A 13,937-nucleotide genomic window follows, 5' to 3' on the forward strand; every position below is an offset into this window, starting at 1 on the left:
GAAAAGCTCGCAAGTAACCATAATTGGCGTTACTTGCGAGCTTCTTCATATTGATTTAATTATTTGTTATCGAAAGTATCTTTTGCTTTATCACTGATGTTATCTTTAACGTCATTCGCTTTATGAGATGCATTATCTTTTAAATCTTGACCTTGATCAGAAATGCTATCTTTTTTATCGTTGATTTGACTTTCAGCTTTATCTTTGAAGTTATCATCAGTTGATTGATGATTATTAACTTTATCTTGTGCTTTTTCTTTCGCATCTGATGTTTGATGATTAACATCATCTTTAGTATCCGCTAAAGTATTTTTATTTTTCTTCTTATCTTTACGTGCTTTTTTATCAGGTTTATCAATCTTTTCACCACGAGTGATGAAGTAGTATACAATACCCATGATGATAACGGTATATATTAAGATTCTTATAAGAATGATAAGAATATATACTACATATACAAAAATTTGGGCAACAGATTGTGACATATTACCTGTTAAGAAACTAAATAAGGTAATAAGTGGTTGACCAGTAAGAAGTACAATAAGATTTAATAATAGCACACCAATAAAGAATTTAAACCAAGTTTTATGACCGTTTTTAATACCTTTGAATCCTTCTTTAACATTGCTGAATGCACGTCGTGTTGGATCTTCAGCAAATGCAACCGTGTAATTAATAATGAAAATAAAGAAGAACCAGTAAATAATAGAATTAATAAATCCTATTATTAAAACAATAATAATTTGAGTAATAAGTAAAATACCCATCCCCTCACCTATACCAGCGATGATGGGTTGAATCACTGCAAACAATTGTGACAGTGCGAAATTATATAATAAGTTTAATAAGTACGCGATGACAGATAAAATAATAAATACAATTACTGTAACCAACGCAAGTAATAAAGATTTTGAATAATACCCTTTATTAGTGAATGCAAAGAATAAATCGCTAAATTTTACTTTTTCATTTTTCATAGCTTTTTGGAAAACATTTAATGCCCCAGCAATTAATTGATATCCTACGAAAATGAATAATATTGCTAAAATCAAATAAATTATTGCAAGCGATATAACCAATGAAGTGGTCGTTTGACCGAATTGTTGTAACATTTGCATTTGTCTGTTTACTTTTGTAATAAATATAGTTGTAAATACATATACAATGAAACAAGCTGCAAAACTAAATAAAGCAAATAATAAAGCTTTGAGTATTTGCGGTTTAGCATTTTTAAATGCTGATTTATAATATCTAAACAAATTATAAGCACTCCTTTACCGTAATATAAATACAATATCAAAAATCCTAATTTTTTTAAATTAATATCTAACATAATTAGGTGTTGAGTGTTAAAATATGCTAATGAATTTATATTGAAAGGAGATATCATCATGAAATTTGCAGTTATTACTGATATCCATGGTAATTATGATGCATTAGAAAAGGTATTGGATGATATTGATAGTAGGGAAGATATCGATAAAATTTACAATCTTGGCGACAATATAGGTATTGGACATGAGACAAATAAAGTTTTAGATACTGTTTTTGATCGTGATGATATGGAAATGATTGCAGGAAACCACGATGAGGCAATTATGACACTTGTGAATGGTACAGAATATCCAGAAGACCTTAAAGGTAAATTTTATGAACATCACCAATGGATAGAAAGCCATCTCGACGAATCTTATTATGAGGAACTTAATCATTTACCACGTTATATAGAAACAACAATTAAAGGTAAAAAGGTTCTATTTATTCATTATGAAATTCCTAACGAGAAATTAGACGTGGGTATTGAGGGACAACCGTTTGCTCCGATAGCAGGAGACGATGAACAAGAAATCGCTAAACTTTTTGAAGATAAAGAAGCTGATTTAATCTTATTTGGACACAATCATAGATTACACATGTTTGATGATAAATCTACCATTTATTTTAATCCTGGTGCAGTAGGTTTAAACAATGGAGCACACACAGTTTATGGTATTGTCACTATAAATGAACAAGGAATCTCAATCGAACGCGTTAAATTAGCGTATGACGATGAAGAATTTATAGAAGGCTTCGCTGAGAAGAAAGTTCCTGCTCGTGATTTTATATTTGAAAACTTTATGTAAATAATACACATTACGAATAACAAAAGGGCCTGTCTAGAGTGAATTTAAGGTTAATTCATTTTAGACAGGCCCTTTTTAATGTATACAATTTTAAACTCGAACCATTTTTAATGACTATGGGCGTGTTGATGTGTATGAGAATGTTCATGAACGCCAGAGCATAATGTTGATTCGTCATGTTTATGTTTTGGTGTTTCTAATTGTATCGTCATATGTTGAACATTTTGATGTAATAAATCATGTTCGATTGTTTCCAAGAGTGATTCACATTCTTCAACTGTTAAGTGCTCAGGTACAACTGCATGACAACTTAATGCATTCATGTCGTTAGAAATTGTCCACACATGATAATCATGAACATTTTGGATACGCTTATCTTTAGTAATCGTTCTTATAACGGCCTCTAAATCAACATCGCTTGGTGTCCCTTCCATTAAAATATTGAGCGAAGATTTTGCTATGCCATAAGCACTTTTCAAGATAATAAGTGACACTAAAATACTAGCGATAGGATCGGCAACTGTGAAGTTGAATCCCCAAATTAATAATGCTGCTACGATGGCGCCAATAGATCCGAATAAATCGCCTAAAACGTGTAAGAAAGCGCCACGCATATTTAGATTATGGGAAGTGTCGCCGCCTCTAAACATAAGTACTGCAACGATGACATTCACGATGAGACCCACCATACTAATGATAAACATTTCTTGTGATTGTACCTCTGGTGGTGCAAAGAATCTACGTACCGCTTCAATAATAATCATGATGCTAATGATAAATAGCGTTACACCATTAAATAGAGCAGCTAATACTTCAAAACGTTTATATCCATATGTTTTAGTTTGTGTAGCATTCTTTTCAGCATAAATAAAGGCTACAAGTGCGACACCGAGTGAAATCGTATCGCTTAGCATGTGAAACCCATCTGAGAGTAATGCCAAACTATTAGCGACAAATCCACCGATAATTTCAACTATCATAAATAAACCGATAATAATAAATGAAATAAGAAGTACCTTTTTATTATTTGTGTGTACGTGACCGTGTGCATGATTGTGACCGTGATGTTGATGATTATGAGTTGTCATTTAATTTCCACCTTCATTAGGGTGACTTGCATGATGAATGGCTTGTTTAAGTAAAGTAGAGACATGTATTTCTTTTTTTGCGTTATTCATAGATTGACCTTGGCGTTTAGATTTTACTAGATGAATACTTTTTAATAACTTAAGCTGATGAGATACGTTGGATTGAGACATGTTCAAAGTGTGAGAAATATGTCCAACACTCGCTTCACCATATTCAAGTAATTCCATAATTCGCAACCGATTTAAATCACTCAGAGCTTTAAATATTTCTGTGACTCTCGTTAAAGTCTCAATATGAGAATCTACGTCATGTTCAAATTCATTCATCATGCTACACCTCTTTATATGAATATTTGTTCATATATTAATATAATCCACTGGCCACCTTATGTCAATGTGAATTGAATGAGGTTTATCTATGGAAAATAGTGGTAAATATCTTATACGATTTTTATAAGGAGGACGTTGATAATGAGTATTTTATTAATAGGTGCAAACGGTGGCGTAGGTTCAAAATTAGTGCAACAACTCAAAAATGATTATGTAGAATTTACTGCAGGTGTACGTAAAGAAGAACAAGTAAAAGATTTAGAAAATGAAGGCGTAAAAGCCACACTCGTTGATGTAGAGAAAGATAATATTGATGACTTAACTCAAACATTTAAAGAGTTCGATAAAGTGATATTCTCAGTAGGCTCTGGTGGTAGTACAGGTGCGGATAAAACAATTATTGTTGATTTAGATGGCGCAGTTAAAACAATGGAAGCAAGTAAAAAAGCAGGTATCAAACACTATGTGATGGTTTCAACATACGATTCTAGAAGAGAAGCATTTGATCCAAGCGGAGATTTAAAACCATATACGATTGCTAAACATTATTCAGACGATTATTTAAGAAATTCTGGTTTAAATTATACAATTGTTCACCCTGGATTACTCACAGATGAAGCGGGTTCAGGAAAAATTGAAGCAGCACTATACTTTGAGGATAAAGGTTCAATCCCACGAGAAGATGTTGCCTCAGTACTTAAAGAAGTTGTAACGTCTGATAAATATGCTAATCAAGAGTTTCAAATTCTAAGTGGTGAAAAAGATATTAAAGACGCACTTCAAAAATACGACTAAAATTTGTATATGTAGCGAATTAATCTTTCTTCAAAGAAGTCGAGTTGTTCAAAAATAACTCGGCTTCTTGCTTTATTTTACATAGATAAAGAGTAAAAGTGATGCTATTCAATTTTTAGCGCCATTGATATAATAATGAGTAACTTCATTTCAACTTTATAGAATATTGTTGAATTTAAATTTAATTAATGACGATTTGTTCTATTTGATTTTAAATAATTATCTTTATTTAAAAAATTCGATACTTCGCTAGAATTTGAAATATGGTACAATCATTAATAGTGATAATGGGGAAGAAATAAAAGTACATAGATACAGGGGTCTATACATAAAAAATCATTTAAAACTATATTTTTTAAATGATTTATATTACGAAGTAAAAGATATTAAAGTATCTGATGGGATGTAAGGATACTAAAGTTAACTTGAAAAACGATAGATTAAGTTAACATGTGAGATAATGGAGGTGTAATTATGCCGTTATTTTTAAAGCCAATTTTTCATGAAAAAGTTTGGGGAGGTAGCAAACTTGAACAATTTGGATACAACCTTCCCAATGCCCATATAGGTGAGTGTTGGGGAATTTCAGCACATCCAAATGGTAAAAGCGAGATTATCAACGGACCATATGCTGGGCAAACGTTAGATCAAGTTTGGAATGATCATAGAGAACTATTTGGCGAATTTCCAAGTAAAGACTTTCCTTTAATGGCCAAAATTGTAGATGCTGAAGCACCTCTATCAATACATGTCCATCCTGATGATTCTTATGCATATGAAAATGAAGAAGGACAATACGGTAAGTCTGAATGTTGGTATATTATTGAAGCAGAGGAAAATTCCGAAATTACAATTGGAACTCATGCCACATCTCGTGAAGCGTTTGAAATGCAATTAAATGAAGGTACATTTGAAGAAAACTTGAGAAAAATTAAAGTTAACCCAGGTGACTTTTACTTTATTCCGGCAGGTACAATTCATTCTATTGGAGCTGGAATTATGGCATACGAAACGATGCAATCATCAGATATTTCTTATAGAGTCTATGATTATGATCGAAAAGTAGAAAATGGGGAGCCAAGATCTTTAAATATAGCTAAAGCGTTAGATGTGATGGACTATTCTAGTGAGTTACCAACCATTGTTCCTCAAAACGAAGTGATAGAAAGTCATAATTGTACTCATATTGTATCGAATGATTTCTTCACCATAGTAAAATGGGAAATTTCTGGCACTTTAAATTATATGAAGCCACGTGAATTCTGTCTGATTTCTGTACTAGAAGGCGACGGTAAAATTATCATTGATGGTGAAATTTTCGAAATTCATAAAGGAACTAACTTTGTCTTGACTTCAGAAGATTTAGATAGTGTTTTTGAAGGTGATTTCACACTAATTATCAGCTATATATAACATTTGGTTAGAAGATATATTGCGGTAGAGATTAATGATATAAGGAGCGTTAACGTTGAAACAATTTTTATATATTTCTCTCGTTTGTGGAATTATTGCGGGAGCAGGGATATTCTTACATATGCCACATTATCCATCGCTGATCATACCTAGATGTGTGGCCATATTAGGTATAATAAGTGCTTTAATTACTATTAAAGATAAAGAAATTAATATCATGCTTAAATTAGGAGGAGTAATGATTAATTTACTTCCTCTTTTAGGTAGCCTTATCACTCCTCGTTAAATAATGATTTATAGGTGCAAGTGTCTTCAATAGATACTTGCACTTTTTTACTGAAAATAATTAAAAAAATCAAATAGTTAGTGAATAATGAATATGTATGATAAAAATTATGATAAAATGAATTTAAAATTTGTGAGGAATAGCTCGAATTACGTAAATATATTTATATTATAGGAGAGGTAAGGAGTATCATAATGACTGAGGAAATCAATTATTTTTGGCTAAACTGTGGTTATAATAGATGGAATCACAATGAACCTCTAGTAGGACAAACTACTTTATTTGAATCAGGAGCCCATTTCAATCCTTCTCAAGGCTTTCGTGCCTTTAAAAAAGCTAAGGCTGGAGACAAAGTCATCTTTTATCAAGTACAAACAGACTCTGGCTTATTAGGTATGGGCGAAATTATAAGTGTTCAATCGGGAGCTCAAAATAAAATTAGAGTGGAATTTAAGTTCACCGAAGAATTAAAATCATTAACTACGGATTATTTAAAACGTAGTGAAGCTTTAGATTTTCGTATGAATAATATGAAAGAAACATTATTCAATCAGATTAAGGCATCAGAATTTGATTTAATTGTAAGTTTAGGTAAAGGTGAAACTAAAATTCCTAGGTACTTTTTATTATCAGAAACTGAGGATTTCGAACCTGGCAAAAATTATACAATTTATACACATACTTACAATGGAATTAAAAGAAATGGCTATCATTTCTACACACAACTAGAAGTTGGAGACAATATCATTATTTATAATAAGAAGAAAGAACAATCAGTTGTAGGCTTAGGAGAAGTATCACGTCATATACATGAAAAGCCACCAATTCCAGGTAGAACCAATAGTACAGCTATAGAAATATTATATAACGAAGATATTACACCTATTTCACTTGGACACTTAAATAAGCATCCTAAGTTAAAAAACTTATATTTCTTACAGGAAAATGCCAAACAAGCTATTGCAAGTATGTCGCAAGCACAATATGATGCAATATTAGACATGAGTGCGAATAATGGAATTAAAAATCCATTTGAAACCGTTCAAAAATCTGAGATAACTGAGCATCAGAATGATGACGCACTTAAGCCTTTTATTTTATTAGTTGTTGAGAAAAAAGAAGAAGGTTTAAAAGCAGCGAACGACTTGTTACAAAAGACGAATGCGAATCCAGTAATTACAAGTGGTCATCCTGATTTTACAGAGGATATGCTATATGGTAAATATTTACCAAACGAGACGGGTGCCTTGTATTATCGAGAAGGATTTATTACTCAACTTATGCCAAATAAAGATAAAAATTATCTTGTGATTGATAATTTCAATCGTATAGATCCTGATATTTTCCAAACATATATTAATGTACTTGAAGGTTATGAAGTCACTTTACCAAGATATAATAAGGATGGAAGTATGATTAAGTGGTCTAAGAATAAAGATTCGTTCTATCATTTTAATCCCAATTGGCACATTATAGGTGTGACTTACGATTCTATTGATGAAATTAAGGAAAAATATTCACAACAATTCCTTAAATACACACGTATCGTCCGCGTAAAAAATGATTAGGGAGCGGGACAGAATATAATTTAGTGAAATTATTTTCGTTGTCCCTCACCCAACTTGCATTGTTTGTAGAATTTCTTTTTAAGAAATTCTCTATGTTGGGGCCCCGCCGGGTGTTGGGGCCTCGCCGGCAAGGATGGCTAGGATTGAAAGAAGCTTGATATAATTGCACTTTCAATTCAGACATCTACTGCTAATACGTTGAATTAAACTGTAATATTAAATTTTGTGCCACTCTCTCATGCAATAGACAAAGTCTATTGTAAACCTTTAAAGAAGTACTGGTTTCTTTGAAAGCTAGTACTTCATATTTAAACCTAGAACTTCAAATCAATATCTATATTTACTCCCTTTAAAATTGTCATTAACAGTGATGATAATTTTAAAGGGAGTTTTTCTATTGAGACATGGGTGTTTAATTTTATTTTAAAAAAGGAAATATATTTATATATAGATGACAATAAGGAGGGTATTTAATTATGCCTATTATTTATTATGACGGTAATTGTGTATATTGTTATAATTACGCAATTTGGTTAATTCAAAACGGTCTTTCTCATAGATATGAATTTGCAACAATAAAAGGCAAATATGGAGAACACTTTTTCAAACAATACCCTGAAGCTGAAAATAGAAATAGTGTGATATTGCAAGAGGGCAATCATTTAGAGTACAAATCAAATGCAATTGCAACGCTCATCACTTCATTGCCTAATAACCATAAATGGCTCGGTATAGGTTTAAGAGTAGTGCCTAAACCATTACGTGATCTAGGTTATAACTTATTTGCGAATAATAGAGATAAAATGTGGAAAACACATTGGCATAAGCCAACAGAATATGAAAAATCTTTCTTTTTAGATGATAATGCAAAAATTAAGTTAACTTAATTGATAATAATAAGGCCTAATTGATAATATAGTATTATAATGGAAAAAGCTGAGCTGTGAAGTACAAGCTTTAGAATAAGAGCGTTTTAAAGAAAGAATAGTATTTCATTCCGTAGACTTCTGTCACAATCTAGATGTTTATTTATAATTACTATAAATAAAAGTGTGATTTTGCTTTACAGATTATAATTATTATAATATAATAGTCGTTGTAATTAAGGAGGAAACATTTAAGGAGTGTATTTAGATGAGTAATCAACAAGATGTAGTAAAAGAATTAAATCAACAAGTAGCAAACTGGACAGTAGCATATACGAAATTACACAATTTCCATTGGTACGTTAAAGGACCTAATTTCTTCTCATTACACACTAAATTTGAAGAACTTTATGATGAAGCAAGTCAATATGTAGATGATTTAGCAGAAAGAATTTTAGCAATTGGTGGTAATCCAATTGGAACGCTAACAGAAAGCTTAGATAAATCAATTGTAAAAGAAGCTGGAAAAAATTATGCAGCTGAACAAATGGTAGAAGAACTTTCTAAAGATTTCACTAATATTTCTAAACAATTAGAAAATGCAATTGAAGTCGCAGGTAATGCAGGTGACGATGTATCAGAAGATATGTTTATTGGCATGCAAACTTCAGTAGATAAACACAACTGGATGTTACAATCATATTTAGGTAAATAATTGAATAGTTAAAGCAAACACTTTGTTAAGTGTAAGTGATATAAATAAAGAGGGAACAAGTCTTCAAGTAGACTTGCTCCCTCTTCTTATTTTGTATCTGATTATTCTGCGATTTCTAGAGCGATTTCCATCATTTGTGTAAATGAATTTTGTCTTTCTTCAGCACTTGTTGCTTCATCACGTAAAATGTGGTCACTTACTGTGAAAACGCCAAGCGCTTTTTTACCAGAGTGAATCGCGTTTAAGTATAAGCCTGCGGATTCCATTTCGATACCTAAGATACCCATTTTTTCCATGCGTCATTAAATGTAGTATCAGCGTTGTAGAAAGTATCAGAAGATAACACGTTTCCTACATGAGAGATCGCACCAATTTCATCTGCTGCTTTTTTCGCCTTAGTGACTAAATCAAAGTCGGCAATAGGTGCAAAGTGTCCAGGAATATTAAATTGATCTACGTAATTTGAGTTTGTAGAAGCGGCTTGAGCAATGATGACATCATATAAGTTGACGTCCTCCTGAAGCGCACCACATGAGCCAACTCGAATAATTGTATCTACATCAAAGAAATTGTATAACTCATATGAATAAATTCCGATACTAGGAATACCCATTCCTGACCCCATTACAGAAACTTCTTTACCTTTATATGTACCTGTATAACCGAACATATTTCGAACTTCATTGAATTGTTCCACATTCTCTAAAAAATGATCTGCAATATATTTAGCACGCAAGGGATCTCCTGGCATTAATACTGTTTTAGCAATTTTCACACCATTTGGTTGAATATGTGGTGTACCGTTTGTCATTTGTCATCTTCTCCTTATTTTAAAACGATTAATATGGTTAAAAACCTCTCTATTACAATAATAAGATAACATTTGTTTATCTTTTTTGCGAATTTTTGTACTATATAATTGTAGGCAAATATTATGTGATTATTAACTAAGTATTAATGTTATATTTAATATTTATAACTGAGGAATATATTGCATTTTATTTTGGAAAATGGAGGAATGGAAATGAATAAAGCAAAATATATAGACCACACATTATTAAAGCCAGATTCAACACGTGAGCAAATTGATACGATCATTGAAGAGGCCAAAACATATCAATTTAAGTCTGTATGTATAAACCCGAGCCATGTGGCATATGCTGCTCAAAAATTAAAAGAAACGGATGTACTTGTATGTACAGTCATCGGTTTCCCGTTAGGTGCTACTACGACAAATGCGAAAATTTTTGAAACAGAAGAAGCAATCAAGAATGGCGCTTCAGAAATTGATATGGTGATTAATATCGGCGCATTAAAAGATAAACGCTACGATGATGTACAAAAAGATATAGAAGGCGTTGTAGGCGCAGCTAATGGTAAAACAGTCAAAGTCATTATTGAAACTGTGTTATTAACGGATGAAGAAAAGGTTAAAGCTTGTGAATTAGCTGAAAAAGCTGGTGCTGATTTTGTTAAGACGTCTACAGGATTTGCAGGTGGGGGCGCCACACCTGAAGATGTTAAATTAATGAAAGATACAGTAGGTGATCGTTTAGAAGTTAAAGCCTCTGGAGGCGTTAGAAATCTTGAAGACTTTAACAAAATGATTGAAGCTGGAGCGACTAGAATTGGGGCGAGTGCAGGAGTACAAATCATTAAGGGACTTGAATCAGACTCAGATTATTAAACAATTCATTTAAGGGAATGATTTTTATGAGAATGGTCGATATTATCGAAAAGAAACGTGACGGACATGCTTTAAGTAAAGAAGAAATTGAATTCTTTATTAAGGGTTATACAAAAGGTGACATACCTGATTATCAAGCTTCAAGTTTAGCTATGGCTATCTTTTTCCAAGATATGAACGAAGAAGAACGAGCGGCAATGACAATGGCGATGGTCAATTCAGGTGATCGAATCGATTTATCGCAAATTCATGGTACTAAAGTAGATAAACATTCTACGGGTGGTGTAGGAGATACAACAACGCTTGTACTTGCGCCTTTAGTTGCATCAGTAGGTGTACCTGTGGCCAAAATGAGTGGTCGTGGATTAGGTCATACAGGCGGAACAATTGATAAGTTAGAGTCAGTTAAAGGTTTTAATGTTGAAATCAGTGAAGAAGATTTTATTAAATTGGTCAATGACAATCAAGTAGCTGTCATAGGGCAATCTGGCAACTTAACACCTGCTGACAAAAAACTTTATGCATTACGTGATGTAACAGGGACAGTTAATTCAATACCACTCATTGCTTCATCTATTATGAGTAAGAAAATAGCCGCTGGGGCAGACGCTATTGTTTTAGATGTGAAGACAGGTAGCGGTGCTTTTATGAAAACATTAGAAGATGCAGAAGCATTAGCACACGCAATGGTAAGTATAGGTAATAATGTAGGTAGAAATACTATGGCAATTATTTCAGATATGAGTCAACCATTGGGACGTGCAATTGGAAATGCATTAGAGTTGCAAGAAGCAATTGATACATTAAAAGGTCAAGGGCCTGATGATTTAACAGAACTCGTATTAACGTTAGGTTCTCAAATGGTTGTGTTAGCAAGTAAAGCAAGTACGCTAGATGAGGCGAGACAGCTTCTTGAAAGTGCAATCCACACAGGACAAGCATTAGAAAAGTTTAAAACATTTATTAGTAATCAAGGCGGCGATGCGTCTATCGTTGATCACCCTGAACAATTGCCACGTGCGCGCTATCAAATTCATTTTCAAGCACAGAAAGATGGCATGATTACTGAAATGATTGCGAATGAAATTGGCGTAGCTTCAATGATGCTTGGAGCAGGTCGTCAAACCAAAGAAGATGTCATCGACCTTGGCGTAGGTATTGTTCTGAATAAAAAGGTCGGCGATCGTGTTACTAAAGGTGATAGTATTCTTACTATTCATAGTAATAAAGAAAATGTTGACGAAATATTAGACAAATTACAAGAGAGTATTACAATTGAGGAAAAAGGTGAAGTTCCAACCTTAATTCATAAAATAATAACTGAGTAGGAGATGTAAAGAATGACTACAGCGTTTAATCGAATTCATCTTATCGTCATGGATTCAGTGGGTATTGGTGAAGGTCCAGATGCAGTTGCCTTCAATGATGAAGGTTCACATACGTTAAAGCATACACTAGAAGGATTTAACCAAGATCTTCCTAATCTTCAAAGATTAGGTTTAGGGAATATCGATACTTTACCAGTAATTTCAAAGGTTGATAAACCTGGCGCATTTTATACTAAATTGAGCGAAGCTTCAGTTGGTAAAGATACGATGACTGGACATTGGGAAATTATGGGTCTAAATATTATGCAACCATTTAAAGTTTATCCTGATGGCTTTCCAGATGAATTAGTTAAAGAAATTGAAGCAATGACGGGACGTAAAGTTGTAGCAAACCGTCCAGCTTCAGGCACACAAATTATTGATGAGTGGGGCAAGCATCAAATGGAGACAGGGGATTTAATCGTCTATACAAGTGCAGACCCTGTGTTACAGATAGCTGCCCATGAAGATATCATCCCATTAGAAGAATTGTATGATATTTGCGAAAAGGTCCGCGAGTTAACGAAAGACCCTAAATATTTAATTGGTCGTATTATCGCAAGACCATATGTGGGTGAACCAGGGAATTTCACTCGTACATCTAATCGCCATGATTATGCGTTAAAACCTTTTGGAAAAACAGTCATGAATTCATTGAAAGATAATCATTACGATGTCATTGCTATTGGTAAAATTAATGACATTTACGATGGCGAAGGTGTGACAGAGGCGATTCGTACTAAAAATAATATGGATGGCATGGATCAACTTATCGAAGTGGTTAAAAAAGACTTTACTGGTATCAGTTTCTTGAATTTAGTCGATTTCGATGCGCTATATGGTCATCGTCGAGATAAAGAAGGGTACGCACAAGCGATCAAAGATTTTGATAATCGTTTACCTGAATTAATTGATCATTTACAAGAGGATGATTTAGTGATTATTACAGCGGACCACGGTAATGATCCAATCGCTGATGGTACAGACCATACACGTGAATATATCCCAGTATTAATGTTTAGTCCGAAAATTAATGAATATCACGAACTATCACAAGACACGACATTCAGTTCAATTGGTGCTACAATTGCAGATAACTTCAACGTAGAACTACCAGAATACGGTAAAAGTTATTTAAAAGAAATGGGAGTTGAACACGAATGAAATTGTTAAGATTTCTATTAGGCTTAGGATTTGGAACAGCAGGCGTTCTTCACTTTACAAATGAACGTCAATTTAGAAATATTGTTCCAGATTACTTACCATTACAAAAGACAGCTGTACTTGTGACAGGTGTTTTCGAAATCTTCTTTGGTGTGATGTTAGTGCTTAAAAGACCAGCGAATTGGTTGAAAAAAGGTATTAATTTATTCTTATTAGCAGTATTTCCAGCAAATATTTACATGGCTCGAAAAGAATTGCCATTAGGTGACAAAGAGGTCCCTAAATGGGCGCTTTATTTAAGATTGCCATTACAATTTGTATTGATGGGTATTGTTAAAAAATTATAATTAAGCCACTCGGTAAATATACTAAGATGAGCTATGTGGAGATCTATGACGATAGATTTCTTCATAGCTATTTTTTATTTATTAAGGGAAGTTTGATTTAAGCGTACTATAAATCCAGTCATCTTCTGCCAATATGTTTGATATTTACAAATAAAAAGCCTCTAGATTAACCTTGTAATAAAAGTTAG

The 13,937-nt window shown here is 33.0% G+C and carries 14 protein-coding genes and 1 pseudogene; 11 read left to right on the top strand and 4 right to left on the bottom strand.

Annotated elements, in window-relative coordinates; translation table 11 throughout:
- Window positions 1-59: 59 nt before the first annotated feature.
- Window positions 60-1,259 (bottom strand): YtxH domain-containing protein, encoded by a 1,200-nt coding sequence (locus HMPREF3264_RS05660; RefSeq protein ID WP_070872378.1) that lies wholly within the window; start codon window positions 1,257-1,259, stop codon window positions 60-62.
- A gap of 132 nt (window positions 1,260-1,391) precedes the next feature.
- On the opposite strand from HMPREF3264_RS05660, the gene HMPREF3264_RS05665 reads away from it, so the two are divergent.
- Complete coding sequence (locus HMPREF3264_RS05665; protein ID WP_070872380.1) at window positions 1,392-2,123, top strand: metallophosphoesterase family protein; 732 nt, start codon at window positions 1,392-1,394, stop codon at window positions 2,121-2,123.
- A gap of 107 nt (window positions 2,124-2,230) precedes the next feature.
- Here HMPREF3264_RS05665 and czrB read toward each other — a convergent pair whose 3' ends face one another.
- Both czrB and HMPREF3264_RS05675 read right to left on the bottom strand, forming a co-directional pair.
- Window positions 2,231-3,211 (bottom strand): CDF family zinc efflux transporter CzrB, encoded by a 981-nt coding sequence (czrB, locus tag HMPREF3264_RS05670; RefSeq protein ID WP_070872382.1) that lies wholly within the window; start codon window positions 3,209-3,211, stop codon window positions 2,231-2,233.
- Window positions 3,212-3,538: an ArsR/SmtB family transcription factor gene (locus HMPREF3264_RS05675; protein ID WP_070872450.1), complete on the bottom strand. Its 327-nt coding sequence runs from the start codon at window positions 3,536-3,538 to the stop codon at window positions 3,212-3,214.
- 144 nt (window positions 3,539-3,682) lie between these two features.
- Here HMPREF3264_RS05675 and HMPREF3264_RS05680 point away from each other — a divergent pair, with 144 nt between their 5' ends.
- The 6 genes from HMPREF3264_RS05680 to HMPREF3264_RS05705 all read left to right on the top strand — a co-directional run bounded on the left by HMPREF3264_RS05680 (window position 3,683) and on the right by HMPREF3264_RS05705 (window position 9,184).
- Window positions 3,683-4,336, top strand: coding sequence for an SDR family oxidoreductase (locus tag HMPREF3264_RS05680; RefSeq protein ID WP_070872384.1), 654 nt, complete (start codon window positions 3,683-3,685; stop codon window positions 4,334-4,336).
- Between the two features lie 474 nt (window positions 4,337-4,810).
- The gene (locus tag HMPREF3264_RS05685) at window positions 4,811-5,749 is read left to right on the top strand and encodes a type I phosphomannose isomerase catalytic subunit (protein ID WP_070872386.1); all 939 of its coding nucleotides are present in this window, start codon (window positions 4,811-4,813) and stop codon (window positions 5,747-5,749) included.
- A gap of 55 nt (window positions 5,750-5,804) precedes the next feature.
- On the top strand, window positions 5,805-6,035 hold the full coding sequence (locus HMPREF3264_RS05690) for a hypothetical protein (RefSeq protein ID WP_002445619.1): 231 nt from the start codon (window positions 5,805-5,807) through the stop codon (window positions 6,033-6,035).
- 194 nt (window positions 6,036-6,229) lie between these two features.
- A complete protein-coding gene (locus HMPREF3264_RS05695; RefSeq protein WP_002445618.1) occupies window positions 6,230-7,603 on the top strand; it encodes an EVE domain-containing protein in 1,374 nt (457 codons plus the stop codon).
- Window positions 7,604-8,079: 476 nt separating this feature from the next.
- Window positions 8,080-8,490 carry a thiol-disulfide oxidoreductase DCC family protein gene (locus tag HMPREF3264_RS05700; RefSeq protein ID WP_002445617.1) on the top strand — a complete coding sequence of 137 codons (411 nt, stop codon included), beginning with the start codon at window positions 8,080-8,082 and terminating at the stop codon, window positions 8,488-8,490.
- Window positions 8,491-8,737: 247 nt separating this feature from the next.
- Window positions 8,738-9,184, top strand: a complete 447-nt coding sequence (locus HMPREF3264_RS05705) for a Dps family protein (RefSeq protein WP_002445616.1) — start codon at window positions 8,738-8,740, stop codon at window positions 9,182-9,184.
- Window positions 9,185-9,285: 101 nt separating this feature from the next.
- On the opposite strand, the pseudogene deoD reads toward HMPREF3264_RS05705, so the two are convergent.
- Window positions 9,286-9,995, bottom strand: a pseudogene (gene deoD, locus HMPREF3264_RS05710) (purine-nucleoside phosphorylase).
- A gap of 213 nt (window positions 9,996-10,208) precedes the next feature.
- On the opposite strand from deoD, the gene deoC reads away from it, so the two are divergent.
- Genes deoC through HMPREF3264_RS05730 form a run of 4 tightly spaced genes read left to right on the top strand, consistent with a single transcriptional unit; the run spans window position 10,209 to window position 13,749 of the window.
- Entirely contained in the window at window positions 10,209-10,871 is a 663-nt protein-coding gene (gene deoC / locus HMPREF3264_RS05715) for a deoxyribose-phosphate aldolase (RefSeq protein WP_037541869.1), read from the top strand.
- 26 nt (window positions 10,872-10,897) lie between these two features.
- Window positions 10,898-12,199, top strand: coding sequence for a pyrimidine-nucleoside phosphorylase (locus tag HMPREF3264_RS05720; protein WP_070872388.1), 1,302 nt, complete (start codon window positions 10,898-10,900; stop codon window positions 12,197-12,199).
- Between the two features lie 12 nt (window positions 12,200-12,211).
- Window positions 12,212-13,402: a phosphopentomutase gene (gene deoB / locus HMPREF3264_RS05725; RefSeq protein ID WP_002445609.1), complete on the top strand. Its 1,191-nt coding sequence runs from the start codon at window positions 12,212-12,214 to the stop codon at window positions 13,400-13,402.
- Complete coding sequence (locus tag HMPREF3264_RS05730) at window positions 13,399-13,749, top strand: DoxX family protein (RefSeq protein WP_002445608.1); 351 nt, start codon at window positions 13,399-13,401, stop codon at window positions 13,747-13,749. The genes deoB and HMPREF3264_RS05730 overlap by 4 nt, the downstream gene beginning before the upstream one ends.
- The last annotated feature ends 188 nt before the right edge of the window (window positions 13,750-13,937 follow it).

The sequence above is a fragment of the Staphylococcus sp. HMSC62A08 genome (assembly GCF_001839105.1).
Classification (GTDB): Bacteria; Bacillota; Bacilli; order Staphylococcales; family Staphylococcaceae; genus Staphylococcus; species Staphylococcus caprae.

Coding starts and splice junctions, on each gene's coding strand:
- HMPREF3264_RS05665 (WP_070872380.1), top strand. CDS start 1,392: ATGAAATTTGCAGTTATTACTGATATCCATGGTAATTATGATGCATTA.
- czrB (WP_070872382.1), bottom strand. CDS start 3,211: ATGACAACTCATAATCATCAACATCACGGTCACAATCATGCACACGGT.
- HMPREF3264_RS05675 (WP_070872450.1), bottom strand. CDS start 3,538: ATGAATGAATTTGAACATGACGTAGATTCTCATATTGAGACTTTAACG.
- HMPREF3264_RS05680 (WP_070872384.1), top strand. CDS start 3,683: ATGAGTATTTTATTAATAGGTGCAAACGGTGGCGTAGGTTCAAAATTA.
- HMPREF3264_RS05685 (WP_070872386.1), top strand. CDS start 4,811: ATGCCGTTATTTTTAAAGCCAATTTTTCATGAAAAAGTTTGGGGAGGT.
- HMPREF3264_RS05695 (WP_002445618.1), top strand. CDS start 6,230: ATGACTGAGGAAATCAATTATTTTTGGCTAAACTGTGGTTATAATAGA.
- HMPREF3264_RS05700 (WP_002445617.1), top strand. CDS start 8,080: ATGCCTATTATTTATTATGACGGTAATTGTGTATATTGTTATAATTAC.
- HMPREF3264_RS05705 (WP_002445616.1), top strand. CDS start 8,738: ATGAGTAATCAACAAGATGTAGTAAAAGAATTAAATCAACAAGTAGCA.
- deoC (WP_037541869.1), top strand. CDS start 10,209: ATGAATAAAGCAAAATATATAGACCACACATTATTAAAGCCAGATTCA.
- HMPREF3264_RS05720 (WP_070872388.1), top strand. CDS start 10,898: ATGAGAATGGTCGATATTATCGAAAAGAAACGTGACGGACATGCTTTA.
- deoB (WP_002445609.1), top strand. CDS start 12,212: ATGACTACAGCGTTTAATCGAATTCATCTTATCGTCATGGATTCAGTG.
- HMPREF3264_RS05730 (WP_002445608.1), top strand. CDS start 13,399: ATGAAATTGTTAAGATTTCTATTAGGCTTAGGATTTGGAACAGCAGGC.